Annotated in this window: 23 protein-coding genes; 10 read left to right on the top strand and 13 right to left on the bottom strand. The window is 42.2% G+C overall.

Going from position 1 to position 24,474, the window contains the following annotated elements; genetic code table 11:
* Positions 1-97 precede the first annotated feature (97 nt).
* Both CVD28_RS21350 and CVD28_RS21345 read left to right on the top strand, forming a co-directional pair.
* Entirely contained in the window at positions 98-1,381 is a 1,284-nt protein-coding gene (locus CVD28_RS21350) for a LysM peptidoglycan-binding domain-containing protein (protein ID WP_101596350.1), read from the top strand.
* Positions 1,382-1,625: 244 nt separating this feature from the next.
* A complete protein-coding gene (locus tag CVD28_RS21345) occupies positions 1,626-2,129 on the top strand; it encodes a hypothetical protein (RefSeq protein ID WP_101596347.1) in 504 nt (167 codons plus the stop codon).
* A 268-nt stretch (positions 2,130-2,397) separates the two neighbouring features.
* Here CVD28_RS21345 and CVD28_RS21340 read toward each other — a convergent pair whose 3' ends face one another.
* The 3 genes from CVD28_RS21340 to CVD28_RS21330 all read right to left on the bottom strand — a co-directional run bounded on the left by CVD28_RS21340 (position 2,398) and on the right by CVD28_RS21330 (position 5,779).
* Positions 2,398-2,802, bottom strand: coding sequence for a YugN-like family protein (locus tag CVD28_RS21340; RefSeq protein WP_101596343.1), 405 nt, complete (start codon positions 2,800-2,802; stop codon positions 2,398-2,400).
* A gap of 198 nt (positions 2,803-3,000) precedes the next feature.
* Positions 3,001-4,350: a glucose-6-phosphate isomerase gene (locus tag CVD28_RS21335; RefSeq protein ID WP_101596340.1), complete on the bottom strand. Its 1,350-nt coding sequence runs from the start codon at positions 4,348-4,350 to the stop codon at positions 3,001-3,003.
* Positions 4,351-4,615: 265 nt separating this feature from the next.
* Complete coding sequence (locus CVD28_RS21330) at positions 4,616-5,779, bottom strand: iron-containing alcohol dehydrogenase (RefSeq protein ID WP_101596338.1); 1,164 nt, start codon at positions 5,777-5,779, stop codon at positions 4,616-4,618.
* Positions 5,780-5,919: 140 nt separating this feature from the next.
* Here CVD28_RS21330 and CVD28_RS21325 point away from each other — a divergent pair, with 140 nt between their 5' ends.
* The gene (locus CVD28_RS21325; RefSeq protein WP_101596336.1) at positions 5,920-6,153 is read left to right on the top strand and encodes a DUF378 domain-containing protein; all 234 of its coding nucleotides are present in this window, start codon (positions 5,920-5,922) and stop codon (positions 6,151-6,153) included.
* A 150-nt stretch (positions 6,154-6,303) separates the two neighbouring features.
* Here CVD28_RS21325 and CVD28_RS21320 read toward each other — a convergent pair whose 3' ends face one another.
* A complete protein-coding gene (locus tag CVD28_RS21320; RefSeq protein ID WP_101596334.1) occupies positions 6,304-7,506 on the bottom strand; it encodes an ornithine--oxo-acid transaminase in 1,203 nt (400 codons plus the stop codon).
* 318 nt (positions 7,507-7,824) lie between these two features.
* On the opposite strand from CVD28_RS21320, the gene CVD28_RS21315 reads away from it, so the two are divergent.
* On the top strand, positions 7,825-9,222 hold the full coding sequence (locus CVD28_RS21315) for a sigma-54 interaction domain-containing protein (RefSeq protein ID WP_101596331.1): 1,398 nt from the start codon (positions 7,825-7,827) through the stop codon (positions 9,220-9,222).
* A gap of 508 nt (positions 9,223-9,730) precedes the next feature.
* Here the strand turns inward: CVD28_RS21315 and yugI are convergent.
* The 3 genes from yugI to CVD28_RS21300 all read right to left on the bottom strand — a co-directional run bounded on the left by yugI (position 9,731) and on the right by CVD28_RS21300 (position 12,110).
* The gene (gene yugI, locus CVD28_RS21310; protein WP_101596329.1) at positions 9,731-10,132 is read right to left on the bottom strand and encodes a S1 domain-containing post-transcriptional regulator GSP13; all 402 of its coding nucleotides are present in this window, start codon (positions 10,130-10,132) and stop codon (positions 9,731-9,733) included.
* 188 nt (positions 10,133-10,320) lie between these two features.
* Positions 10,321-11,559 carry a hypothetical protein gene (locus CVD28_RS21305; RefSeq protein ID WP_101596327.1) on the bottom strand — a complete coding sequence of 413 codons (1,239 nt, stop codon included), beginning with the start codon at positions 11,557-11,559 and terminating at the stop codon, positions 10,321-10,323.
* Entirely contained in the window at positions 11,541-12,110 is a 570-nt protein-coding gene (locus CVD28_RS21300; protein WP_101596324.1) for an RNA polymerase sigma factor, read from the bottom strand. The genes CVD28_RS21305 and CVD28_RS21300 overlap by 19 nt, the downstream gene beginning before the upstream one ends.
* A 152-nt stretch (positions 12,111-12,262) precedes the next feature.
* Between CVD28_RS21300 and CVD28_RS21295 the strand changes: the two genes are divergently transcribed.
* Entirely contained in the window at positions 12,263-12,631 is a 369-nt protein-coding gene (locus tag CVD28_RS21295; protein ID WP_101596323.1) for a helix-turn-helix domain-containing protein, read from the top strand.
* Positions 12,632-12,895: 264 nt separating this feature from the next.
* Here CVD28_RS21295 and CVD28_RS21290 read toward each other — a convergent pair whose 3' ends face one another.
* The 3 genes from CVD28_RS21290 to CVD28_RS21280 all read right to left on the bottom strand — a co-directional run bounded on the left by CVD28_RS21290 (position 12,896) and on the right by CVD28_RS21280 (position 15,871).
* Complete coding sequence (locus tag CVD28_RS21290) at positions 12,896-13,642, bottom strand: L,D-transpeptidase family protein (RefSeq protein WP_101596321.1); 747 nt, start codon at positions 13,640-13,642, stop codon at positions 12,896-12,898.
* 550 nt (positions 13,643-14,192) lie between these two features.
* Positions 14,193-15,374 (bottom strand): aminotransferase, encoded by a 1,182-nt coding sequence (locus tag CVD28_RS21285; protein WP_101596319.1) that lies wholly within the window; start codon positions 15,372-15,374, stop codon positions 14,193-14,195.
* The gene (locus CVD28_RS21280; RefSeq protein ID WP_101596317.1) at positions 15,371-15,871 is read right to left on the bottom strand and encodes an Lrp/AsnC family transcriptional regulator; all 501 of its coding nucleotides are present in this window, start codon (positions 15,869-15,871) and stop codon (positions 15,371-15,373) included. Before CVD28_RS21280 ends, CVD28_RS21285 begins: the two co-directional genes overlap by 4 nt.
* A 381-nt stretch (positions 15,872-16,252) precedes the next feature.
* Here CVD28_RS21280 and CVD28_RS21275 point away from each other — a divergent pair, with 381 nt between their 5' ends.
* Positions 16,253-17,095 carry an alpha/beta fold hydrolase gene (locus CVD28_RS21275; protein ID WP_308315115.1) on the top strand — a complete coding sequence of 281 codons (843 nt, stop codon included), beginning with the start codon at positions 16,253-16,255 and terminating at the stop codon, positions 17,093-17,095.
* Positions 17,096-17,309: 214 nt separating this feature from the next.
* Here the strand turns inward: CVD28_RS21275 and CVD28_RS21270 are convergent, their stop codons facing one another.
* Complete coding sequence (locus CVD28_RS21270; protein WP_101596314.1) at positions 17,310-17,570, bottom strand: DUF1871 family protein; 261 nt, start codon at positions 17,568-17,570, stop codon at positions 17,310-17,312.
* A gap of 87 nt (positions 17,571-17,657) precedes the next feature.
* On the opposite strand from CVD28_RS21270, the gene CVD28_RS21265 reads away from it, so the two are divergent.
* The gene (locus CVD28_RS21265) at positions 17,658-18,827 is read left to right on the top strand and encodes a MalY/PatB family protein (RefSeq protein ID WP_101596312.1); all 1,170 of its coding nucleotides are present in this window, start codon (positions 17,658-17,660) and stop codon (positions 18,825-18,827) included.
* 267 nt (positions 18,828-19,094) lie between these two features.
* Here the strand turns inward: CVD28_RS21265 and CVD28_RS21260 are convergent, their stop codons facing one another.
* Entirely contained in the window at positions 19,095-19,316 is a 222-nt protein-coding gene (locus CVD28_RS21260) for a hypothetical protein (RefSeq protein WP_101596309.1), read from the bottom strand.
* Between the two features lie 151 nt (positions 19,317-19,467).
* On the opposite strand from CVD28_RS21260, the gene CVD28_RS21255 reads away from it, so the two are divergent.
* A complete protein-coding gene (locus tag CVD28_RS21255) occupies positions 19,468-19,854 on the top strand; it encodes a kinase-associated lipoprotein B (protein WP_101596306.1) in 387 nt (128 codons plus the stop codon).
* Between the two features lie 90 nt (positions 19,855-19,944).
* Here CVD28_RS21255 and kapD read toward each other — a convergent pair whose 3' ends face one another.
* Positions 19,945-20,568: a 3'-5' exonuclease KapD gene (gene kapD / locus CVD28_RS21250; RefSeq protein WP_101596303.1), complete on the bottom strand. Its 624-nt coding sequence runs from the start codon at positions 20,566-20,568 to the stop codon at positions 19,945-19,947.
* 221 nt (positions 20,569-20,789) lie between these two features.
* On the opposite strand from kapD, the gene CVD28_RS21245 reads away from it, so the two are divergent.
* Together CVD28_RS21245 and CVD28_RS21240 are read left to right on the top strand one after the other, a co-directional pair.
* Complete coding sequence (locus CVD28_RS21245; RefSeq protein ID WP_101596377.1) at positions 20,790-21,956, top strand: MFS transporter; 1,167 nt, start codon at positions 20,790-20,792, stop codon at positions 21,954-21,956.
* A 61-nt stretch (positions 21,957-22,017) separates the two neighbouring features.
* On the top strand, positions 22,018-23,877 hold the full coding sequence (locus CVD28_RS21240) for a transglycosylase domain-containing protein (RefSeq protein ID WP_101596301.1): 1,860 nt from the start codon (positions 22,018-22,020) through the stop codon (positions 23,875-23,877).
* Positions 23,878-24,474 lie beyond the last annotated feature (597 nt).

The raw sequence follows: 24,474 nt of genomic DNA, 5'->3' as shown, positions 1-24,474 counted from the left end.
GTATGGAAGTAAACTAATAATCTATTTTCTATTCATTACTTTGCCAATTAAGACATACAATGGATGTAGCGTTTAACTGCTTACGGGAGGGAGAAACATGCAGATTCATGTCATTCAGCGGGGGCAATCCTTAACCGGCATCGCCCAGGCATACGGAACAACTGCGGAACGGTTGATCAGCACGAATCAAATACCAAATCCAAACGATTTAGTAGTCGGCCAGACACTGGTCATTCCGATTACCGGGAGTTACTATTGGGTGCGGGCGGGTGATACATTATGGTCTATCTCCAGAAGAGTCGGCATTCCCGTAGAGGAAATTGCCAGAGTGAACCGTATTACAGCCAATCAGACTCTTTCCATCGGACAAAGGCTTTATATACCTCCTCGTCCGAAACGGGATGCTGAATTTAATGCCTATGTGGAACCTAGAGGAACTACTGTTGCCCCTGCTCTCGAACAGAGTGCAAGAGAGGCTGCACCTTACTTAACATACCTTGCCCCTTTTAGCTTTCAGGCTTTAAGAGACGGTTCTCTCAAGGAGCCTCTGCTGAATCAGTTTCCAGCTATCGCAAGAGCCAATAATAATGTATTAATGATGGTCATTACAAACCAGGAGAACGACCAATTTAATGATGAATTAGGCAGAATCCTTTTAAACGATCAGGCAATCCAGACCCGGTTTCTTAATAATATTGTTGCTACCGCTCAACGATACGGTTTCAGGGATATTCACTTTGACTTTGAATATTTGCGCCCTGAGGACCGCGAAGCCTACAACCGCTTCCTTAGAAGAGCAAAACAGCGCTTCTCACAAGAAGGATGGCTATTGTCAACCGCCCTTGCCCCCAAAACAAGCGCTGGTCAAAAAGGACGCTGGTATGAAGCTCATGATTACAAGGCACATGGGGAAATTGTAGATTTCGTCGTAATCATGACCTATGAATGGGGCTACAGCGGTGGCCCAGCAATGGCTGTTTCACCGATTGGTCCTGTCAGGGATGTACTCGAATACGCCATTACCGAAATGCCAGCCTCGAAAATTATGATGGGACAAAATTTGTATGGCTATGATTGGACATTGCCTTTTGTTCAAGGATCAACTGCCAGGGCAATCAGCCCACAGCGGGCAATCATGATTGCAGCCGAAAATGATGTCGCAATCCAATACGATTACAGGGCGCAGGCTCCTTTTTTCAATTATACAGACCGGGCCGGAAAGCGGCATGAAGTCTGGTTTGAAGATGCCCGTTCTATTCAGGCCAAATTTAATCTGATAAAAGAACTAGGCTTAAGAGGAATGAGCTACTGGAAGCTAGGTCTATCCTTCCCGCAAAACTGGCTGCTGATCACTGACAACTTTAACGTAAGAAAAAGGTAAACAGTAAAGCGCAAGCGCCCTGGAGCTAGACATCTGTACTTACTAGAAAAGTTATACTTTCTTATCTTAGAACAAAAATTGAGCAATTAGGCTTAGATTGATAGGTGTTATTCTGGGTATATGAAGCATAATGACCCATTAATTAAATTATTTATTGCTGCCGAGGCTGACCTTTGAAACCTTTCTCCCTACTCATACGTCTATTATGTGAGGAAAAAATTCTGCAACGGAGGAAATCTTACCAATGAAAAAAATCCTGATTATCGTGCTGGCAATTATCTGTATTTCCCCTTCGTTTATGGATGCCGCTCCCGATTCAAAAGCCGATGCTGCGCCTGAACCAAAAGCCGAAAAACACTCAGCCTTTTTTAACAAACTGACAGAAACAAGCAAGGGATTGGCCGTTGAAGCAGACTACATTGAATGGTATTTTGGCGAGCAGGCAAATATAGAAGCAGAAAAAGACAATGATTGCCTCATGGAAGATGATAAATGCATTGCCCCGGATGGTTATTATATTAGAGATACAGATTCAAAAGTTCGTAAGCTTCCAGTTGCAAAAGATGCAAAGGTCATTATGCAAACTTATCAAATTGAAAAGACCAATGAAATCCAGTGGGATCAGGAAGTAACGCTGGAGGAATTTATTAAGGAATTTAAAAAATCGGACCGTTTGCAATATGTTCCTTATCACATTGAAGTAAAAGATGGAACCATTACGAAAATAACAGAGCAATACGTCCCCTAATAGAAAAGTGCAAGCACCTCCTTATCTTATTAACTGAGATTGTCCCAAAAGTGAGCGTAAGGGACAATCTTTTTATATTTGGCCAAATAAAATGAAAAAACGTCCAAATTAATTAGGTTTTTGTTCCAATAAATTTAAATCTGGACAAATTAATTCGATTTTTGGCCAAATAAATTTAGATCTGACCAAATTAATTAGGTTTTGGCCAAATAAATGTAAATTTGGCCAAATTATTCTTCATTCGGTTTTGGGACCATAAATTCTAATCTTAATCCATTATTTCTTGTTCAAGTTCTGTTATAAGCGACTGCCCCAAACTAACAAAATCTTCTGAAACGGGAGCATCTGCATCTGCAGGTTCCTGGAATTGGTTAATGGAAGCTGAGAGATTCCCTACCCTGGCATCATCGTCAAGACTCTCCTGATATTTATGGGCCAGTAAGAATGGTTTGCCAAGCCGGACTGTGACACCCCGTTCATCCAGCTGGCCATCCGCCGCTATAAAAGGTATCCGGAGAAACTGATACCCGTTTTGTTCGTTAATCTTATAATCAAAATAGCCGCTGTCATACTCCCAGCCCCCGCCAATATTGTATCCTTTAGGCTTGAGTATTTGTTCAAGCTTATAAAGCTCCATAACTTTCCCTTCAAACTTTGAAGCAAGTTCAATCATTCAAAGCACCCCTTTTCTGCCAATATTTTTCTTTAGCTTCCCCAAAGCTTTGAAAAAAAACAGCAAACTGGATAGGGAACTTTTGATATAAAAAAATCTATTATTAGGAAAGAATCTGTAAAATAAAAACCAGGCTGGAGATGAAAGACTTTTACAGCAAGCAAAAAGACACTCAATCGAGTGCCTTCCTAACTATTATTATTTTAAACGCTTTTCAAGCTCTGCTTTCTTTTCTTCGAATCCAGGTTTGCCAAGGAGTGCAAACATGTTAACTTTATATGCCTCTACTCCTGGCTGGTCGAATGGATTTACCCCTAAGAGATAACCGCTCATTGCGCATGCTTTCTCAAAGAAATATACCAGGTAGCCGAATGTGTAGGCATCCATAGCTGGAATGCTGACAATCAGGTTTGGCACTCCGCCATCGGTATGGGCAAGCAGTGTTCCTTCAAACGCTTTGTTGTTTACAAAGCTGACTGTCTCGCCTGCCAGGTAGTTCAAACCATCCAGATCATTAGCTTCCTCTTCAATCGTCAAGTCATGACGTGAATTTTCAACTTTGATGACTGTCTCGAACATGTCTCGGCGCCCTTCCTGAACATACTGTCCAAGCGAGTGAAGATCAGTTGAGAAGTTTGCGGACGAAGGATAGATTCCTTTCTGGTCCTTTCCTTCACTTTCCCCAAATAGCTGCTTCCACCATTCTGAAAAATACTGAAGGCCTGGTTCATAGTTGATCAGCATCTCAATCGTTTTGCCTTTGTTGTACAGCACATTTCTGACAGCTGCATATTGATAGGCGGCGTTTTCATCCAGCTCTGAAGCGCTGAAATCTTCCCGTGCCTGTGCTGCGCCCTGCATCATTTTTTCGATATCTGCCCCGCTTGCGGCAATTGGAAGCAAACCAACTGCTGTCAGAACGGAATAGCGTCCGCCGACATCATCTGGAATAACAAAGGTTTCAAAACCTTCTTCAGTTGCAACGGTCTTTAATGCGCCCCTTTCTTTATCCGTAGTTGCGTAGATCCGGTTTTTAGCCTCTTCCCGGCCATACTTTTCTTCGAGGAGCTTACGGAAAATCCGGAATGCCAGTGCAGGCTCGGTTGTTGTGCCTGACTTGGAAATGACATTGATTGAAAAATCCTTGCCATCCAAAAGATCCATTAAGTCTCTCATATATGTAGGGCTAATATTGTTACCGACAAAAAGAATTTGCGGAGTGTTCCGCTTTTCTTTCGGCAAGGCGTTATAAAAGCTGTGCTGCAGCATTTCAATCGCTGCACGGGCGCCCAGATAAGAGCCACCAATTCCGATTACCAGCAGTACATCGGAGTCACTTTTAATTTTTTCCGCAGCTTTCTGAATCCGCGAAAATTCCTCTTTGTCATAATCAGCAGGGAGATCGATCCAGCCCAGATAGTCACTGCCTGCTCCTGTTTTTTCATGTAATGAATGGTGCGCTACTTTTACCGCATCCCGTAAGTATGTAATTTCATGTTCACCAAAAAAAGTTAATGCTTTTGTATAATCGAAACTTACATGTGTCATGTTTGTTCCTCCATCTATTAAAGATTACCCTTCCACTTTAGCGAATGATGCATTGATAATCAAGGATGCACTTGTATGTAAGCGTACCCAGCCAAAAAAAAATTATAAAAGTTAGGAACTGTTTACCTTTGCGGCGGAAACGGAGCTAATTTTGCTATATATCCCTTTACACTTCTTAAGGATATGCCAAACACTTCTGAACAATACAATACTGTCATTTTTCATAAAAAAAGGTGCACTAGGCACCTTTTTCAATAATGTATAATTACAGGGAAGCCCTCAGAATAGCCAGTACATCCTCACGATTCAGCTTTTTGAAGTTACCGAATTCTCCATAAACCATTGCTTTGTCAGCCATTGTTTCAATCTGAGAATCATCGATGTCGTAGTCAGCAAGGCGGCTTGGTGCACCAAGGCTGCTCCAGAATTCACGAAGTTTTTCAATACCCTCCAAAGCAACCGCCTCATCAGTCTTGCCTTCAGGATTTACGTCAAATACCCTAATAGCCATCTGTTTAAATCGATCTGCGTTGACAGGAAGTACATGCTTCATCCAGTTAGGGAACAGGATGGCGAGCCCGCCGGCATGTGGAATATCATAAACAGCCGAAACTGAGTGCTCAATATTATGAGTAGCCCAATCACCGCGATAGCCCATTTGCAGATAACCATTAAGTGCGATGGTACCGGAATAAAGAATCGTCTCACGGTGTTCGTAGCTCTCCAGGTTTTCCAGCAGCTTCGGAGCTGTTTCAATCACTGTACGGAGCAGGGATTCACAGAACCTGTCCTGAAGCGGGGCGTTCGTCGGCTGATGGAAATACTGTTCAAATACATGCGACATCATGTCAACCATTCCATAGATTGTTTGGTCTCTTGGAACTGTGAAAGTATTTTCCGGATCAAGAATGGAGAATTGCGGGAAAGTCAGCGGGCTTCCCCAGCCGTATTTTTCTTTTGTTTCCCAGTTCGTAATAACTGATCCCGAGTTCATTTCAGACCCGGTTGCCGCCAGTGTCAGCACAGTTCCGAAAGGCAACGCGCTTTGAACCTGCGCTTTTTTTGTGACAATGTCCCAAGCATCTCCATCATATTTGGCACCTGCAGCAATTGCTTTCGTACAGTCGATTACACTGCCGCCGCCAACAGCGAGGATAAATTCAATTCCTTGCTCCTTACAGACCTCGACCCCTCTGCGGACGGTTGAAATTCGCGGATTTGGTTCAACGCCTGACAGCTCAAATACATCTGCTTTTATTTCAGAAAGCTGAGAAAGGACACGATCATAAAGACCATTCTTTTTAATGCTTCCTCCCCCGTATACAAGAAGAACCTTTTTTCCATAAACCGGAATTTCCGTTTTCAGCTGCTCCAGCTGCCCTTTTCCAAAAATCAATTTAGTCGGGTTTTTATATGTAAAATTCTCCATTATATTACCTCCTTTATTCTATTTTCTATTATGCCTAATCCATCATTCAAATACAAAACATTCGATTGAAAGATACATTGTATATTTTATTAAAATTAACCCACCTTAAGGAGTGAAAAACAATAAAGGAGGATTTCTTTATGAGTGGAATTCAGCGAATAGCACTGGTTCTTACAATTATTGGGGCAATAAACTGGGGATTAATCGGCTTTTTTCAATTTGACCTGGTAGCCGCAATCTTTGGCGGCGCAGATACCGCTATGGCCCGAATCATTTATGGTCTTGTTGGAATTGCCGGCTTAATCAATCTTGGCCTTCTGTTTACACCAAGCGAAGAGACTTCGAGAGAACCGGAAACTTCTTCTACACGCTAATAAATAGTGCAGGCTCCCCCAATCGCTCTAGTCGGTGAGTCTGGATGGGGAAGGGTGCTTTCTTCCAAAACTTTTACGTATAACTGCAAAAAGCTCTGCCTCTTTGGCAGAGCTTACTTTGATTTCAGTTTGCAGGCTAATCCCTTTATATTAGCTTAATACCTTTTGAATCCTTTCAATTGCCCAGTCGAGTTCTTCCTTGCTAATGACAAGCGGAGGAGCAAAACGGATGACTGTATCATGAGTCTCCTTGCACAAAAGGCCCTCTTCCTTCAATTGCTCACAGTATTTACGGGCAGGTTCATTCAGTTCTACACCAATAAATAAACCTCTTCCGCGTACTTCCTTGATTGCAGGATTGTTGATTTCCTTTAGCTTATTCATAAAATATTCCCCTAGTTCCTGAGAACGTTCGGCCAGTTTTTCATCCACCAAAACATCAAGCGCAGCTACTGATACCGCACAAGCCATCGGATTTCCGCCAAATGTAGATCCGTGGGAACCTGGATTAAACACCCTAAGAATTTCTTCATCAGCAACAACACATGAAATTGGGAAAACGCCTCCGCCCAAAGCCTTGCCTAGAATATACATGTCGGGAACTACTTCCTCCCATTCACATGCAAACATCTTGCCTGAGCGAGCAAGTCCGGCCTGAATTTCATCTGCAATAAATAGTACATTGTTTTCCTTGCACAGTTCATTAGCGGCTTTTAAAAAGCCTTCTTTAGGTATTACAATTCCTGCTTCACCCTGGATCGGTTCAATCAGGAATGCTGCTGTGTTAGCAGTGATAGCACCCTTCAATGCTTCTAAATCACCATACGGGATTAGCTTAATTCCCGGAAGCATTGGACCGAAACCGCGTTTATACTCTTCCTCGGAGGAAAGAGAAACAGCTGTCATTGTCCTGCCATGGAAATTGCCGATACAGGCTATGATTTCCGCCTGATTTTCCGCTACGCCTTTCACATCATATGCCCAGCGGCGCGCTGCTTTAATTGCAGTTTCAACTGCTTCTGCACCTGTATTCATCGGAAGAGCCATTTGTTTATCCGTTAATTTACAAATCTTTTCGTACCACGGACCGAGCTGGTCATTATGGAATGCCCTTGAAGTAAGGGTTACGCGGTCAGCCTGGTCCTTTAACGCTTGAATAATTTTTGGGTGGCGGTGGCCTTGGTTTACAGCAGAGTATGCACTAAGCATGTCCATATATTTATTGCCTTCAGGATCCTTTACCCACACTCCCTCAGCATCTGAAATTACAATTGGCAGCGGATGATAGTTATGTGCTCCGAATTTTTCCGTTTGTTCGATTAGTTCAGCTGATTTAGTTTTAGAATTATTCATACTAGTGTCCCCTTTCAGACGTACATTTCTATTTTTCAAGAGATAACTCTATACGTTTTCGTTTATTATATCATGCAATATCTGTGCCAAATATTTTGATTCAGCTGAACTTTTCTATTTGGTTGTTACATATCATTAAACCAGTGATTTACTATATACTTTCAGCCTTTGCAGGAAAACACTTCATTCCAATCAAAGGAAAAATTACGGTGAAATGCAAAAATATTTTGCGGATGGCAGTGCAAAAACGCAAAAACCCCTTGCGTCCTTTCAGCTTCATTTTTTACAATAGTTATGAAAAACATTAAGGAGCAGCCAATGAAAAGTAATCTTAATGAAATACAACTAATCCAGATTTATCGAAAAATCCTTGATGAGATCGATAATGGGATTCATGTGATCGACGGTGAAGGAAATACGATTATATACAATAAAAAAATGATGGAAATTGAAGGAATGAACATGGAGGATGTCCTCGATAAGAACATTCTTGATGTTTTCTCTTTTAATAAGAAAGATGAAAGTACACTTATTCAGGCTCTTCAAAAAGGAAAGGCCACAGAAAATGTTAAGCAATCTTATTTTAACAATAAAGGCCAGGAAATAACTGCGATCAATAAAACAATTCCTATTACGGATGGCCCTCTCCGGATTGGTGCCATGGAAATTGCCCGTGATGTAACCAGGCTTGAAAAGATTATCCGCGAAAATATCCTGCATAAAGGCAATACCCGATATACATTTGACAGCATTATTGGCAAAAGCCCGGAAATACAGGAAGTCATTGAAGCAAGCAAAAGGGCGACCCGTACAAGCTCATCTGTGCTGATTACAGGCGAGACCGGCACCGGCAAGGAGTTATTTGCCCAAAGCATTCACAATGGCAGCAGCCGGTCTGGGGCCCCCTTTATTTCACAAAACTGCGCAGCACTTCCGGATTCGCTTATTGAGGGTATCCTGTTTGGGACTAAAAAAGGTGCTTTCACCGGCTCAATTGATCGCCCGGGGCTATTTGAACAGGCACAGGGCGGCACACTGCTGCTGGACGAAATTAATGCACTTAATCCATCCCTCCAGGCAAAGCTCCTAAGGGTGATTCAGGAAAAGACTGTCCGCCGCATCGGAGATACAAAGGATCTGGCTATTGATGTAAGAATTATGGCTACGATTAATGAAGATCCCATCGATGCGATTGCTTCAGAACGGTTAAGAAAGGATTTATACTACCGGCTTAGCGTTGTATCACTCTTCATCCCGCCACTGCGTGATCGTCTGGAAGATCTTCCTGCACTTGGGGAGTTCTTTATTAAAAAATACAGCCAGTTATTTGGAATGAATGTTAAGTCAATTGATGCTGATGTGACTGAACGATTTCTTTCGTACGATTGGCCCGGAAATGTGCGGGAACTGGAACACCTTATCGAGGGATCCATGAATCTGGTCGAATATGAATCAGCTATTTCCTTTGCGCACCTCCCAATTTCTTTTCGAAAAAAGTCTCAATTCAAGCATTATGTAACGGAAACGACCGATGTCCCCAATAGCAGTCAAAGCGGCAAATCCCTTGAGGAGTACATGGCGGATGCGGAAAAATACTACATTATAAAAGTTCTTAAGCAGAATGACTATAACATTACGAAAACAGCTGAGTCACTTGGCATGAGCAGGCAGAATCTGCAATACAGGTTAAAAAAATGGCAAATCCATCGTCCTTGATTATGGAGACATTCTTCTAGGATAGCGGGAGTATGCGTGCCTGGGGTTCAACAAATATTGATGAAAACGGACAAGCTTATCGAGAAAAACCAAGAGTTAAACGATAAAATCGGAAAGTTGACCGAAAAAAATTAAAAGTTAAACGATAAAATGGGAAAGTTAACACATACCTATTGGGAAATTGAGATGTACGGGGGGTATAAGAGGAAAGAGCAGACGATAAATACAGAAAGTTGAATGAAAGGCTGGAAAGGATGTTAGATAATTCCGCAAAACACGATGATAAAGTTAAACGCCTAAAAAATGATGTTTAGAGGATTTAATTTTAGCATAGCAATGGACGGATTCTTATAAAAACCACACTAGAATTCCAACATTTATTCAGGTTTGCCGTAAGATACCCCCGCCCGGTAAGGGCAGCTGGTTCTGCATGCTCCAAGTTTACCTGGACCTATCAAAACTGCAAATAAAAAACCAGATACTGCAGCAGCACCTGGTTAAAGCGGGATTATTTTTTGATTAAATCGTCGCGCTGTGATTGGTCGATCCATTCTTGAAGCTTATCTTTTAATGTGTTGAAGCCTTCAGTGGATTCAGTTGTAGCTTTTACAGCAGCCTGGCGCTTTTTAGGAGCTTTTTTCGCCTGTCCAGCTGGACGTTCAGGAGCTTCTTCTGTTGCACGGATTGATAATCCGATTTTCCCTTTTTCTTCATCAACAGAAAGAACTTTAACGTTTACTTCATCTCCAACTTTAAGGTGCTCGTTAATATCCTTTACATATCCGTGAGTGATTTCTGAAATGTGCACTAGTCCTTGTGTAGACTCATCCAAAGCAACAAACGCTCCGTATGGCTGAATGCCTGTAATTTTACCCGTGGTAACTGTTCCAACTTCATATTTTCCTGACATGGTAACACTCCTAATTTAAATGAATTTTTTCGTCTTTTTCACACAATAAAATATTATATCATATTAATGCTTTTTAATCAAAAACCCTTATCACACAGTTCTGCTATTTTTCGCCCTGCTGAAAACGGAAAAAAGAGGAACCATCCCTTAAGATGTTTCCTCCTTCCACCATGTTTTAAACATTAATACTACTTTAGCTCCGGAATTGGCAGCTCTTTAGTATCGGAATCTCTTTCTGCAGTAAATGATGCTTTTTCGAGTTTATTATAGTACTGCTCAATAAACTTTGCGGTTTCTGTATCTGGATAATTCGATAATACGTGCTGCCAGGCCTCCCTTACTTCTATTTTAATTGTCCCTTCCTCAGAAACAACAGGTGTGTTTGGAAGCCCCTGAAGAAATATCCCATAAAACTTTTTATAGTCAGACTTTAACTCTTGTTTTAGCGGGCCATCTTCCATACCTTGCATCAATTGTTCATAATCAATCAGTTGTTCCCCCATTTCTTCCCATGAAGTCAGCAATGCTCCATCTGCGAGTACAGGCTCAGATTTTTTCAGCTCCAAATAGTCCTTTATGTTAGCGGAAGAACTATCTGCTGCTTCCTTGGACAATGTTTCGTAATCTATATCAACACTTAACATTCCTTCTCCTCGATCGACAAAATGATAGCCGTTCTGTTTAATCCCCTGCAAATAACGGTCAAGTTCTTTATTTGATACGGATACGCCACCTTTATTTAGGATGGCCAGCCGCTCATGAAAATCCTGGCTGATATTTTCCCTGGAAATCAATGCTTCCATCTGGCTAATACGATCGTTATAAAGAGGCAAAAACCGCCGCAGCTGCTCTAGGTATTCAACGAATTTGCCTTCAAATTTTTGTTGATTGTCCTGTCCGTACTCTGGTTTATATTTTACCGGCGCGGTTAGGAGCCTATCAATTTCAGCTTTTAATGATGCGATTTTTTGAAGCAAAGGCTCGCCTGTAAGGTTCTCCTGCTTGGCTGTTCCGATCGCTGCCTGAACCCCAGCGGCCAGTTCAGTTCCAGAAAAATTCACAATGCCGGCTAAATTCTCTGTTTCTTGCTCCTTTTTCGAAAAATAAATCTCCAGTTCCTCAAAATTCTTGATCTCATAGGCTGGGGCGGGCTCCGGGTTTTCTTCAACCTGTTTAGGAGGGGTATCACTAGGCTGGCGGCTTTCATTTTCTTTGCTGCTTTCCATGAAAAACATGGCAAGAATAACTGAAATGAGTGCTACCCCCGCTAAGCTTGCTGCGTATGCAATAAATGGGACGGGCCTATATCGCTTCCTGGAGCTTTTCTTGACGGCCGAAATGATTGCTTCCGGATCCGACAATAATGGCATCTTATTATAGGATTGTTTGAGATTTTCCAATTTTTGATCTAGTATTTTGTCATCCAACTTTGTTCCCCCTCCTTTTCTCCAGCTTGCTGCAGCCGTTTTTTCAGCGCTTCCTTTGCTCGCATAATCCTGACTTTAACAGTGGACAGGTTAAGCCCTAAAATATCTGCAATCTCCTCATATTTTTTATCATGGAAGTAGAATAAAATAATTGGAACCTTATATTTTTCATCCAGGTGCTGAATGCATTCATGCAGCCTTTTTTCTTCTTCCCCTTTCAGGGCGTATTGCTCTGAATCAAGTGTCTCAGGAGGACGTTCCTTTTGCAGCCGCAGCAGTTTTTTAAAGTAGCCCGTTTTTTTGCGCGAATAGTCCTTAGAGGTATTTAAGGTTATTTTATAAAGCCATGTCGAAAATTTCGCATGGGAAAATTGGTGAATAAACCGGAAAACTTTAATGAACACTTCCTGTGTAATGTCCTCTACCTCATCCGCAGTATTTCCCATCTGATAGGCAAACCTTTCTACTGCAGGATAATACAGTCCTATCAGATCACTTAAGGCCTGCTTATCCCCAGCCTGAGCTTTGCGAATCAGCTCTTCCTCATTCACTAGACACCCCTCCATTTCCAAACAGAGTTATTATTATTTTTGATTTTGCATATTAAACGAAGCTCTCTTCATAATAGTTTCATAATATCCCGCTTTCAGATCAAAAATAAATGATATGATATGAATATAACGAATCGGAAGGGGGAGGAATCATGTCAAATCTGGCAAAAAACATTAAAGCTTGCCGTGAAAAAAGAAACATGACACAGCAGGAGCTTGCAATAAGAGTGCGCTGTGGAACAAAAACAATCGAAAAGTATGAATCAGGTGAACAAATCCCCGATATGCAAACTGTCATGAAGCTATCTACCGTCCTTGATATCCCCGCATCTGAATTGCTGGAGCAGGAATATCAGCCTGCTGCTTCAGGCATCGACCCTGAAATCGAGAAGCTCGTACAGGAAATCGGAGTAAAAAAGGCTAAGCTGTTCCTGCGAAAAGCGAAGGAATTCAGCGAAGAGGACCTGCTCCGCGTTATGCAAATGCTGTATGAAATTAAGTACGGCGAAGGAGTAAAATAAAGACCGACAAAAAAGGCTGGCTGTATATGCTGTTTTAACCCCCAGCAATACAGCCAGTCCTTTGCTTGTTATCCAATAGATTATTTGGTTATTGCTGCTGCCGTTTACCTTTGGTTTTAGAGAGTTTTTAAATTCAATATTTATCTGAATTCCCGATAAAACCACCAAAAAACAAAAAATTTCAGCAAAAACCGAAACGCCTATTAATTTAACCAAACGAGTAAAAGGAGCAGAATCCTGCTTAAAAACTCACGGACTTATAAATTAAATCATTTCCAGCGCTTTTTTCGTCGAGGCACCGACAATGCCGTCTGCCTTTAGTTTATGGGCAGCCTGAAAACTTTTTACAGCGAAATCCGTTTTGCCTCCAAATATACCGTCCACCGTTCCGATTGAGTAGCCGAGGGAAATGAGCTTTCTTTGCAGTACTTTCACTTCTTCTCCTCTGCTGCCTTTCTTCAATGAAACGGAAGCGGAAGAGCTCACTAATTTCACTTCAGGACCAGTCGCTTTATAACCATTTGCTGCCGCAAGCGAATGGAAAGATTTTTTTACAGAAGTTATAACTACTGGGGTATTTACTTTAATTTTCGAAAACAGCCATTTTACTTCCTCATTATGCATTCTGATACAGCCAGAACTTACATATTTTCCAATTGATGCAGAATTGTTATTGCCGTGAATAGCATAGGTGGTACCCCATGTTCCGCGTGCATTTATACCAAGCCAGCGTGTACCAAGCGGGTTGCGCGGATCTCCGCCTGGAATTTTCCCTTTATAATAAGGCCTGTTGACTATTTTATTAACAATTTTAAACTTTCCTTCTGGTGTGTAGGAAGCCTTTCTTCCCGTAGCCACCCTGAACACCTTGACCATTCTGCTGTTTTCATAGAATGCCAGCTGGTTAGTGGATTTATTGATAATGATTAATTGACCGCCAGAGGCCATTACCGGCTTTGAACTAAACCAGAATAAAGAGAGCAGCGCCAGACAAACTAATATTTTTCTCATTGTATTTCCTTCCCTTTTGCACACGCTTTTTTTTGAATCCTTACATCGTATGCAATTGGGGTAGAAAAACATACCCTCTTTTTGATAGAGAAAAATACTCAATTTTCTTCTGCGAAATTTATCCTTTCTCTTCACTCCTATGTATAAAATGGCAGCGATCTGTCAATGCTGTATGTAAGCTTTCTAGGCAAACCAACCGGGTTGCCTTCTCAAAACGGTATATTTCCATGTTGTGGCACATATCCGTTTTTCGAGTATTCCCCCCTTTTTGGTGGACAAAAACAATCGTTTTTGTCCATTTTTTTTTTGAAAAAGCGGAAGCGCGCTGGAAGAGGAATATCGACTACATCCGCCACGTCCTATGGCATCGATGCCCTGACCCACATTCCACGAAGCTGTCGCTTTGTTTCGTGCGATGTATCGCTGCCGCAGTGTTCCTTGTCCTGTGCGTTGGTGCTGGAGCTAGTCATCTGTACTTGTTAAAAAATTTATACTTCGTATTCAAATAAAAAGCCCAGATCGTCTTTGATCCAGGCATTAGCTCTGAGAACTATTTAGTTACTGCACTAGTATACTTTTCTGCAAATCTGCCTATCTTTTTCACCGCTTCTTGCAGCTGATCGAGTGAAGTGGCGTATGAACAGCGGATATGGCCTTCTCCGCTTTCTCCAAATACATTGCCCGGCACGACCGCAACCCTTTCTTCCATTAGAAGCTTTTCTGCAAATTCCTCTGAAGTTAAACCAGTTGAGCGAATGGATGGAAATGCGTAAAAAGCTCCTCCTGGCACGTGGCAGTCGAGCCCGATTTCATTAAAGGATTTAACGATGTAATTTCGTCTTCGCCTGTAGCTGCTCTTCATTTCTTCCACTTCCGAACTGCCGCTCTTCAGTGCTTCCAAAGCGGCATATTGGGCCATTGTCGAAGCGCACATCATCGTATATTGATGGATCTTAAGCATAGCAGAGGCTATCTCTTCCGGTGCGCAAACGAAGCCAAGGCGCCAGCCAGTCATAGCGAACCCCTTTGAAAACCCATTAATAACAATAGTCCGCTGCCTCATCTCTTCAATCGCTGCAAAGGAGGTATACGCTTCTTCATATGCCAGCTCTGCATAAATTTCGTCAGATATAACGAGCAGATCATGCTTTTTGACAATATGGCTCAGTCTAATCAAATTATCCCTGCTAAGCTGGGTCCCGGTAGGATTGTTTGGTGAACAGAGCATTACCGCTTTTGTTTTAGGCGTAATCGCCTCCTCAAGCTGCTCAGGCATCAGCTTGAATTCGTTTTCCTTAACAGTTTGAATTGTTTTCGGGATTCCGCCTGCCAGCGTTACAATCGGTGCATAGGAAACGAAGCTGGGCTCTACGACCAGCACCTCTTCGCCGGGGTTCACAATTGCTCTTAGTGCAATATCGATTGCCTGGCTTGCACCGACAGTTACGATGATTTCATCCGCTGGATTATATGTTACCTGAAAGGACTTTTGCATATAACCGGCAATTTCCTTCCGAAGTTCAAGAAGCCCTGCATTAGCTGTGTATGAGGTATGCCCCTGCTCGAGTGAAAGGATGGCAGCCTCCCTAACAGCCCATGAGGTTATAAAATCCGGCTCGCCCACCCCTAAAGAAATGACCCCTTCCATATTTGCGGCAAGATCAAAGAATCGCCGGATTCCTGAAGGTTTTAACTCTGAAACCGTTTTTGAAATATAACCTGTTTTGATCATGGGGACACCACAATCCGCTTATCTTCTTCTGCCTGGTCAAAAATCGTGCCGTCGTGCTTATACTTTTTCAAAATAAAATGAGTTGTGGTGGAGATAACGGAGTCCAAAGTAGACAATTTTTCGGAAACAAAACGTGCCAGCTCGTTCATGGAGCTTCCTTCGACGATTATAGATAAGTCATAGGCACCTGACATAAGGTAAACTGACTTTACTTCCTTGAATCTATAAATCCTTTGGGCCACTTCATCAAAGCCCACTCCCCGTTTTGGCGTAACCTTCACATCTATCATCGCTGTAACTCCCTGATGCTCGTCAACCTTGGCCCAGTCAATAATAGTTGCATAACGAACAATAATCTTCATTTCTTGTAGCTTTTGCAGCGTAATTTCAATGTCGTTTTCAGGCAGATCAGCCATTTTTGCCAGGTCTCTGCTGTCTATCCTGCTATTGGATTCTATAATATTCAATATTTCCAATTCTTTTTCATTAAGATGCATACTCTATGTATCCTCCTTATTTACTGTATGATTAAGTGAAACTGTTAACAATCAGCATTCTCCATTTGCCATGGAAGATTAGACTGGCCCGCAGGATTTGGACACTTAAGAACTTTAAACTAAGATTTTTCATTTTCATGGATTGCAGCTTAAAAAAACCATGAGCGTTATCTTGGTTATATGGTTTGTCACAGGAAAATTACCCTGCTGCATTGCATGTAAGTCCTGATAAAAACTCAAATTACCTGAAGGATGAATGATTTTTTCTATTATATCAAATTTACCTTCCGAGAAATAAGAATTTTTAGTAAATTAACACCTCAATAATATTTCACGGGAATTTGGGGTAAAGTATGTATAAAAACAAAGGTGGGATGGCATGTGACTGCGGTTATGTCTGGTCAGAGGATGAATATAGAAGGAAACGAGTTCTATTACGAAGAGTTTCACCACTCCAACACTGCCCCTACGCTGGTCCTGCTGCATGGATTCTTGTCGTCCACTTTCAGCTATAGACGATTAATTCCTTATTTAACTGCCAGCTATAATGTAATTTCAATCGATCTTCCGCCTTTTGGCCAAAGCGGCAAAGAACAACGGTTTATGTATTCGTACGAAAATCTTGCCAAAACGGTAATTTCGCTGCTTGAACGGCTGGGAATAAGGTATTCAGTTCTGGTTGGGCATTCGATGGGGGGACAAATTGCTTTACATATGATTAGACAGCAGCCTGAACTTTTTGGTTCGTGCATTTTATTGTGCAGTTCCGGTTACGCTCCCAAAGTGAATCAAGGAATCATATTATCGAGCTATATCCCCTTTTTTCATATTTATGTAAAAAGATGGCTAGCAAAAACAGGCATTGAAAAGAATCTTCAGAATGTAGTTCACAACCACGATTTAATTGATCAGGAAATGGTGGACGGGTATCTGCAGCCGTTTTTAAAGGATGATATTTTTAGAGGTCTTGCGCGGTTTATCAGGCATCATAAAGGGGATTTATCTGAAGCCGCTTTAAAAAAAATTAAAACTCCGTGTCTGTTAATATGGGGTGAACACGACAAGGTAGTTCCGCTGCAGACAGGAAAGCGCCTGCATGAGGACCTGCCAAACTCTAAACTTATCGTGATAGAAGACACGGGACATCTTCTTCCGGAGGAAAAACCTAAAGAGGTGTTTGGGTATATGCACCAATTTTTGCAGGAAACTATAAAAAATTCTTAGCAAAAAAACAACCATCGATGTGTCCTCCCGCCTCCTGAAGCGAAATAAAATATGCAGTTATCAAAAGCTAAAGAGGCAATGTTAAGGGAAGCTAAACGATACAACTGCCAAGTAATTTTACCTTTTAATTTTAATAGTTTATTTATGCCGAACAATCAAGGCACAGCTCCGCCCTAGACAAAAACACCCGGCCTTTGCCTGGTGTTTTTGTCAGCTAAAAGGAGCAAGAGGCCCGGTTTTTAATAACCAGAAGCTCTGTTGCGATTTTCAGGCAAGCCTGAAGCTCTATCATTTGTTCAAAAGAAAATTCATAAATTCGCTGAATCTCTTCCGCCAATTTGCCAGGCTCATTAAAATCATGGACAGCCATTATTACATCTGCAATCTCCGTATCGTATGCTTCTTCTCCCCAGCCGAACGGATCCCAGTTTTGTAAGGCGATTTTCATTTCTCTATGAACGTCTTGAATTTGCATTGCAATCATCACCCTGTTATATATTTCACTCTACATGTTATCATATGCATAGTACCATAATGAATCCACGATGGGAGGCATAATGCTTTGAGCGAAGATTTATTTGAAACCCTTATTGACAGAAAAAACAGCGGTGCTGTTAAATGGGATAATCTGCTGCAGATATACGGAGAGAAAGATTTGCTGCCAATGTGGGTAGCGGATATGGATTTCCCTTCACCTGCTGCAGTCCAGGAAGCTCTGCTGAACCGGGTTAATCATCCGCTTTATGGATATACAGGCACGGGCCCTGCTGTCTACACTTCAATTCAGGACTGGATGAAATATCGGCACCAATGGGAAGTCAGGAAAAGCTGGATAACCTTCAGCCACGGTGTGGTTACAGCATTGAGCACCGTGATACAGGCTTGCACAGACCCTGGAGATAAAGTACTCCTTCAATCGCCGGTATATACACCGTTTTTTGATTTAATAAAGAGTAATGAGCGAACTGTTGTCAATAGCCAATTGAAAATTGAAAACGGGCGTTTTGAAATTGATTTTACTGACCTTGAAGCAAAGCTGAAGGATGGCGTGAAGTTATTCCTTCTATGCAGTCCCCATAATCCGGGCGGGAGAGTTTGGACTGCGGAGGAGCTTACAAGGATCGGCGACCTTTGTGAAACATACGGCGTAACGATTGTTTCGGATGAAATCCATGCTGATTTATACATAGAACCTGCTAAACATCAGCCGCTTGCAGCATTGGATGACCGGTACGCGAATATTACGATTACATGCATGGCTCCAAGCAAAACCTTTAATATTGCCGGCCTTCAGGCATCCATCTTGATTACGTCGAACAAGGAGCTCCAGGATAAAATTAATATTGTCAATCGCCGCAACGGATTCCATGGTTTAAACCTGATTGGCGTGACTGCAATGGAAGCGGCCTACAAGAATGGAGGAGAATGGCTTGAAAGCCTGATGGCATATATCAAGAAGAATGCCGAAACAGCCATTGAATATGTCAGCAAGGAAGTTCCAGGTGTCTCAGCTATGTCCCCAGATGCATCCTACCTGCTTTGGCTGGATTGCAGGAAGCTAGGTCTCTCGGACGAGGAACTGCGAATAAAGCTGATTCAGGAGGGCAAGCTTGCTCTGGAGCCAGGAATAAAGTACGGACCGGGCGGCGAAGGCTTTGTCCGGATGAACATAGGGTGCCCAAGAAGTATTCTTATGGACGGGCTTGAAAGATTAAAAAAAGCTTTTGCCTGACATTAGATGTTATGCTGTCTTGAACAGTAGGTCAGGCGATCCTCATGGAAAAGATATCTCAAAATTAACTCCCATCCGCGATTTCGCTTAATTCATGGCAGTTTTCGCATAAAAAATTTCATCCCGCTTAATTTGAGGGTGCTTTCGCTTAAATCAAGACCAGTTTCCCTTAAGCGGTCCGTTTTCGGGTACTGGGGGATTGGATCCTTTTAGAAAGACATCTGTACTTGTAAAAGGGTATAAAAAAACGGCGGGAATCCCGCCGTATCACTTTATAGAATGCTGTTTATTCCCGTTTTTTTTCATAATTTCTTCCTCAAGCTGTTTTGTTTTCAGTGCTTCCTTCTTTGAAAAGCGGATAATCAATTTCATAGTTAGGATTGCACCCACAAGGAAGAAAAAAGATGTTATAAAAGCAGGGATATATTCTGATTTATCCTCAGGGAAATAGAGGAAAAGTGCTAATACAAAATTATTTATAAAGGTCATGCCTTACATCCTTTCTTCTCTGACAGAATCACTTCTGCTATTATACCAATTTTCACTAAGGCAATTCTACTTAGAATCCTTTCTTGGAAAATATCAGCAGAAATTAGCTGCCAAATTTTCAAATCAGCATACTTGTTAGGAGAGATTTTTTATGAGTGATAGTCAGTTTCAAATCGGAGATAAAGTTACAGCCATATACAAAACCGGAAAATACATCGGGGAGATTACAGATATCAGGCCAAATGCCATTTTAGTCAGAATGCTGGCAGTGGCTAAGCATCCTATGCAGGGGGATCTGCATAATCCAAAGCAAATTGATGTAGGCTTTTTTCACCAAAGGCGTGCCCTCGCTTTCCGTGAGCAAGCAAATGTTCCTGTAAATATGGTGAAGCCATACGATGGGGATATTCCTGATTATAAGGAATCTCTGAGAGAGGCTGTCGAAAAAATGAAGGAAGACCTCGACGGCGGTGACAGCGAATGGAAAGAAAAAAGCCTTGAAATGATTAGAGGCTTGGAAGAGGATTATTTTAAGTAATAATAAAAGTGCAAGCGCCCTGACAAAAGCAGCGTCGATTATTATTCTTTATAAAGACAAAAGCCAAATCATATTAGGATGATTTGGCTTTTATAATGCTAGCTTATTTAATACCTGGGACAAATCAATCCTGTCACCAATGGTGGTCGACTGATGGTTTGTCATATATTTTTTATCTTTTTCTACCAATTTAAATATATTATATGTGGTTTGAGCATCATCCAATGCCCGATGGTGTTTACCGGTTCCTTCGCTTCCATATTCTTTAACTGCCTTCCAAAGCCCTGTCTGGTTTTGGTCTCCAAAGAAGCGTTTATATTCCATCGAAAGGTCTACCTTTTTGCCGCTTAAAGGAAATTCCAATCCTGCCTGCTGGCAATTTTGGCGAAGCACTTTCATATCCATATTCCCCCAAGTTACCACTGTGCTTGACTGAAGCTTATCATACTCGTTAAGCCAGAATACCAGTTCCTGAAAGGTAATCCCCTTGTCCACCTGTTCCTGGGTAATATTCAGGAATTTTTTGCAGCGGTCGGTTAAAACAGGAAATTTAATAGGAGCCACGAATGAAGAATATTGGTCATAGATACGGTCGCCAATAACTGATACCAATCCCACTTCGATTATTTCCGGATAGAATCCTTCCGGTTTAGCCTTCCCTTCTGGCATTGTAAATTCAAAGTCGATGAAAAGATATTGTTGTTCACCCTCCATTTGCTTTCCTCCTTTCACACTTAGTTTCTTAAAAAACTGATCTACCCGGAAAACATTGCCGGAACTTGCTTTTTCACATTATAGCAGATTTTTCACTTCCATTATTCGTTTTTTTAAATTTTCTGAAGGTCTTCCTGTATACTTATATTTAGACTTGCGAAATATTTACCAAGCAAACAAAAGAGGTGTTTACAATTCAGAAAAAAAGAAATTTGACCATTATGTGGATTTGCAATTTTTTAGTAGCTGGCAGTGCGACCATGATACTTCCTTATTTATCCCTTTACATAGATAGTATGGGATCCTATAGCGGGGACTTTGTGCAGAGATGGGCTGGATATGTGTTTAGTGTTACGTTTCTGACCGCCTTTATTTTTTCCCCTATTTGGGGCAGGTTTGGCGATAAACATGGGTACAAGCCCATTCTTATGATTACTGGCTATGGAATTGCATTAAGCATTTTTCTGATGGGATTTGCTGAATCAGTTTATGCGCTTTTCTTCCTAAGAATGATCATGGGCGTGGTAACGGGCTTTATTCCAACCTCGATGGCACTGATCGCTTCCCAAACTCCTAAAGAGACGGCCGGGAGAACTTTGGGTACTCTGCAAACCGGAACTGTGACAGGCGGTTTGTGCGGTCCCTTGATCGGCGGGCTTCTGGCCGATACATTTGGCTTCGAGTACACCTTTATCCTGACTGCGGCAGGGATTTCGCTTGCTGCCACTGCAGTAGCGCTTGGAGTTCATGAAACGAAAAAAGAAATCCGGAAAGAAAAAGAGAAAACGTATAGCAGACGGCAGGTACTTAGCCATATTTTTAAAAATCCTGTTCTCATATCAGTCATGCTGATTTCCACTTGCATGCAGGCTGCAAACTTTAGTGTACAGCCCCTTTTGGCTCTTTACGTCGGACAGCTGACCCACGCCAATACAATTGCATTCCTGGCCGGACTGGTGTTTTCTTCAGCAGGCTTTGGCAACCTGCTTTCTGCAAGGCATTGGGGTAAGCTTGGCGATCGGATCGGTTACGAAAAAGTAATTATGATGCTGCTGATTTCAGCAGCAATAATAGTAATCCCGCAATCTTTTGTTACTGAGCTTTGGCAGCTTATGCTGCTTCGCTTTTTGCAAGGCATTGCCCTTGGAGGCCTGCTTCCATGTATTACGGCTTATATAAGGCAGGCTGCTCCGTCCTCCATGCAGGGGGAGATCTTAGGATATAACGTCAGCTTCCGGTTTCTTGGTAATGTTCTTGGCCCGGCAGCCGGAGGAATCGTTGCAAGCTTGGCCGGGATATCCTCCGTTTTTTTTCTGACAAGCTCTTTATTCCTGACAGGTTTTGCATTATTATGGTGGAGTAAAAGGAAAGAGGCCCAGTCGGATTAGCCCTATCGAAGCCTGGCTGTCGAATCCGCGAATAATTCTTAATAGATTGGAAGATTAATTGTTGCGAACTCTTATAGGTTTTATGATGATTCTCCTTCTGGTTCCTTTGCTCTCGATGCTTGTCTTCTTTAGCTATAGTGAATGGGCCAATGCTCAAGGCTTCCACCAATTTTTGGACAATAAGATTGCTCTTAAGGAAATAAAGCTGCCTGAATCTAGTTTTATTACAGCTGCAGATGGAACTATCATTTCCGAAATTTCAGCTGATGAAAAACGAATCTATCTTCCGGATGATAAAATACCTGCTTTCCTTAAGGATATTTTCGTAACGATAGAAGATCGGCAATTTTATCAGCATGCCGGGATTGATGCCAGTGCCGTCAGCAGAGCACTTCTCGCCAATTCTCAGAATAATTCTATTGAGCAGGGCGGAAGTACCATAACCCAGCAGCTTGCCCGCAATCTTTATCTGACCCACGAAAAATCGTATAACAGGAAGCTATCAGAGGTACTGTATTCCTACCAGCTTGAACGAAAGCTATCCAAAAAGCAGATTCTTGAACTTTATGTGAATGAGATTTTCTTTCAAAATGGACGATACGGGATTGAAGCGGCTTCCCGCTTCTACTTTAGCAAGGAAACGAAAGACCTGACCAAGGCTGAGCTTGCCTTTATAGCTGCCATTCCGAACAATCCGGCGAAATATGACCCGCTGACCCATTACTCCGACACTAAGCTGCGCCAGGAACGAATTCTCAAGCAGCTTGCCGATCACGGCAAAATATCGGCTGAAGAGTATAAGCAAATCATTAAAGAAACTGTAGTTTTACATGTAAGTAGGCGTGAGGACAAATACCCCGATTATGTTACGTACGTTGAATCTGAACTGGAAGAGCTGGTTGCCCAATCGGAAGGTCTGAATAAGGACTTGTCCAGTCCAGGGAAAGCAACCAGGCAGCAGGCAAAGCAAAGGCTTGCAGAAAAGATTAAACAATTGAAGCAGTCCGGAGTGGTTGTCCAAACAGCACTTGATACCAGCTTGCAGGAAACGGCAGAGCAGACATTGGAACGCCGGCTGAATACAGTTCCAGTGCAGGGTGCCATTGTGGTTTTACAGCATAATACGCACCAGCTTGTCTCTTTGATTGGGGGAAAAGATTATAAATTAAAATCTTTTAACAGAGCTTTCCAGAGCTATAGGCAGCCGGGATCTGCATTCAAGCCTCTTCTCGTTTATGGTCCTTACCTGGAAGCGACGAATGCCGATATTGATCGTAAAATCAGTGCAGCCTCCTTTTGTGAAAATGGTTATTGCCCCAAAAATTATTCCGGCGGAAGCTACGGAATGGTTTCCATCCGGCGAGCCTTTGCCCATTCCTATAACACACCTGCTGTCAGGCTTCTGCAGGAAACAGGTATAGAAGAAAGCTTTCAAAAGCTGGCAGCTTTTCATTTTAAGAAGGTATACGAAAAAGACCATGTCCTTTCCGCTGCTCTCGGCGGGCTGACTGATGGGGTAAGTACGCTCGAGCTGACAAATGCCTACTCCTCTTTTCACAATGGCTACTATCAGCCTGCACGTGCCATCACCCAGGTTCTGGATAAGCAAGGGAACGTGCTATATAAGTGGCAGGATTCGCCTGTACAAGTCTGGTCGGAACCAACAGCAAAGAAAATGAAAGACCTGCTGCATGAAACGGTGACCAGCGGTACTGCACGGAAAGCGTATCTTCCAGGAGGCTATACCGGCGGAAAAACAGGTACAACAAATGATGTGAAAGATCTTTGGTTCGTGGGCCTCACTGAGGATTACACAGCAGGCGTCTGGATTGGAAAGGACCATCCTGCTAGCATGCTGAACATTCAATCCTCTACGCCCCACCTTGCAATTTGGAAGGAAGTTATGGAGCAGGTGAATTGATTATTTGAAAGCCGGGCTGGCAGCAACATTTTGTTGCTGCCAGCCCGGCCTTTTTTCAGATTTAATATAATTGTCGGGAATCCCCGGGGTGACGAAATTTGTCGAAAAATTGATTTTTTGCAAAAGATGATAGATAAAAATCGAAAAGTGAACGATAAAAATCAAGAGTTGTACGATAATTTGGAAAAAGTGGATGATTCACCCCATCCGACCAGATACCCTAGGGAGGTATAAAGCAACCTTGCATCGCAAATTGTTGAAAAAGTTAATAATAACTCAGTCCAATGTTGACGATATTTACTTAAATTTAAACGAAAATGCCCTCCATAGCATAAATTGGCACTTTAGCATAAAAAAGGCTAACTTTTAGCCAGTAATTTGCCACTTTAAAGAGCATTTTTGACTGTTTTTAAAAAACAGGCCAAGATATACCCCCTCAAAGAAAGGAAAATAGCTCGCTCCACTTTAACCTATAGCGGGAACCGTTACCTCGCCAACCCGCACTGAATCCCCAGCCTACAAATCTCCTAGAAGCATAATTCTATAACTACGACTGTGAACTTTCTTTTAATCTCCGAATACAGCAATTAGCAGCCC

The organism is Bacillus sp. M6-12, from assembly GCF_002860285.1.
GTDB lineage: Bacteria > Bacillota > Bacilli > Bacillales > DSM-1321 > Peribacillus.
Note: the sequence above shows the minus strand (reverse complement) of the source record. Positions and strands in the feature narration are given on the sequence as shown.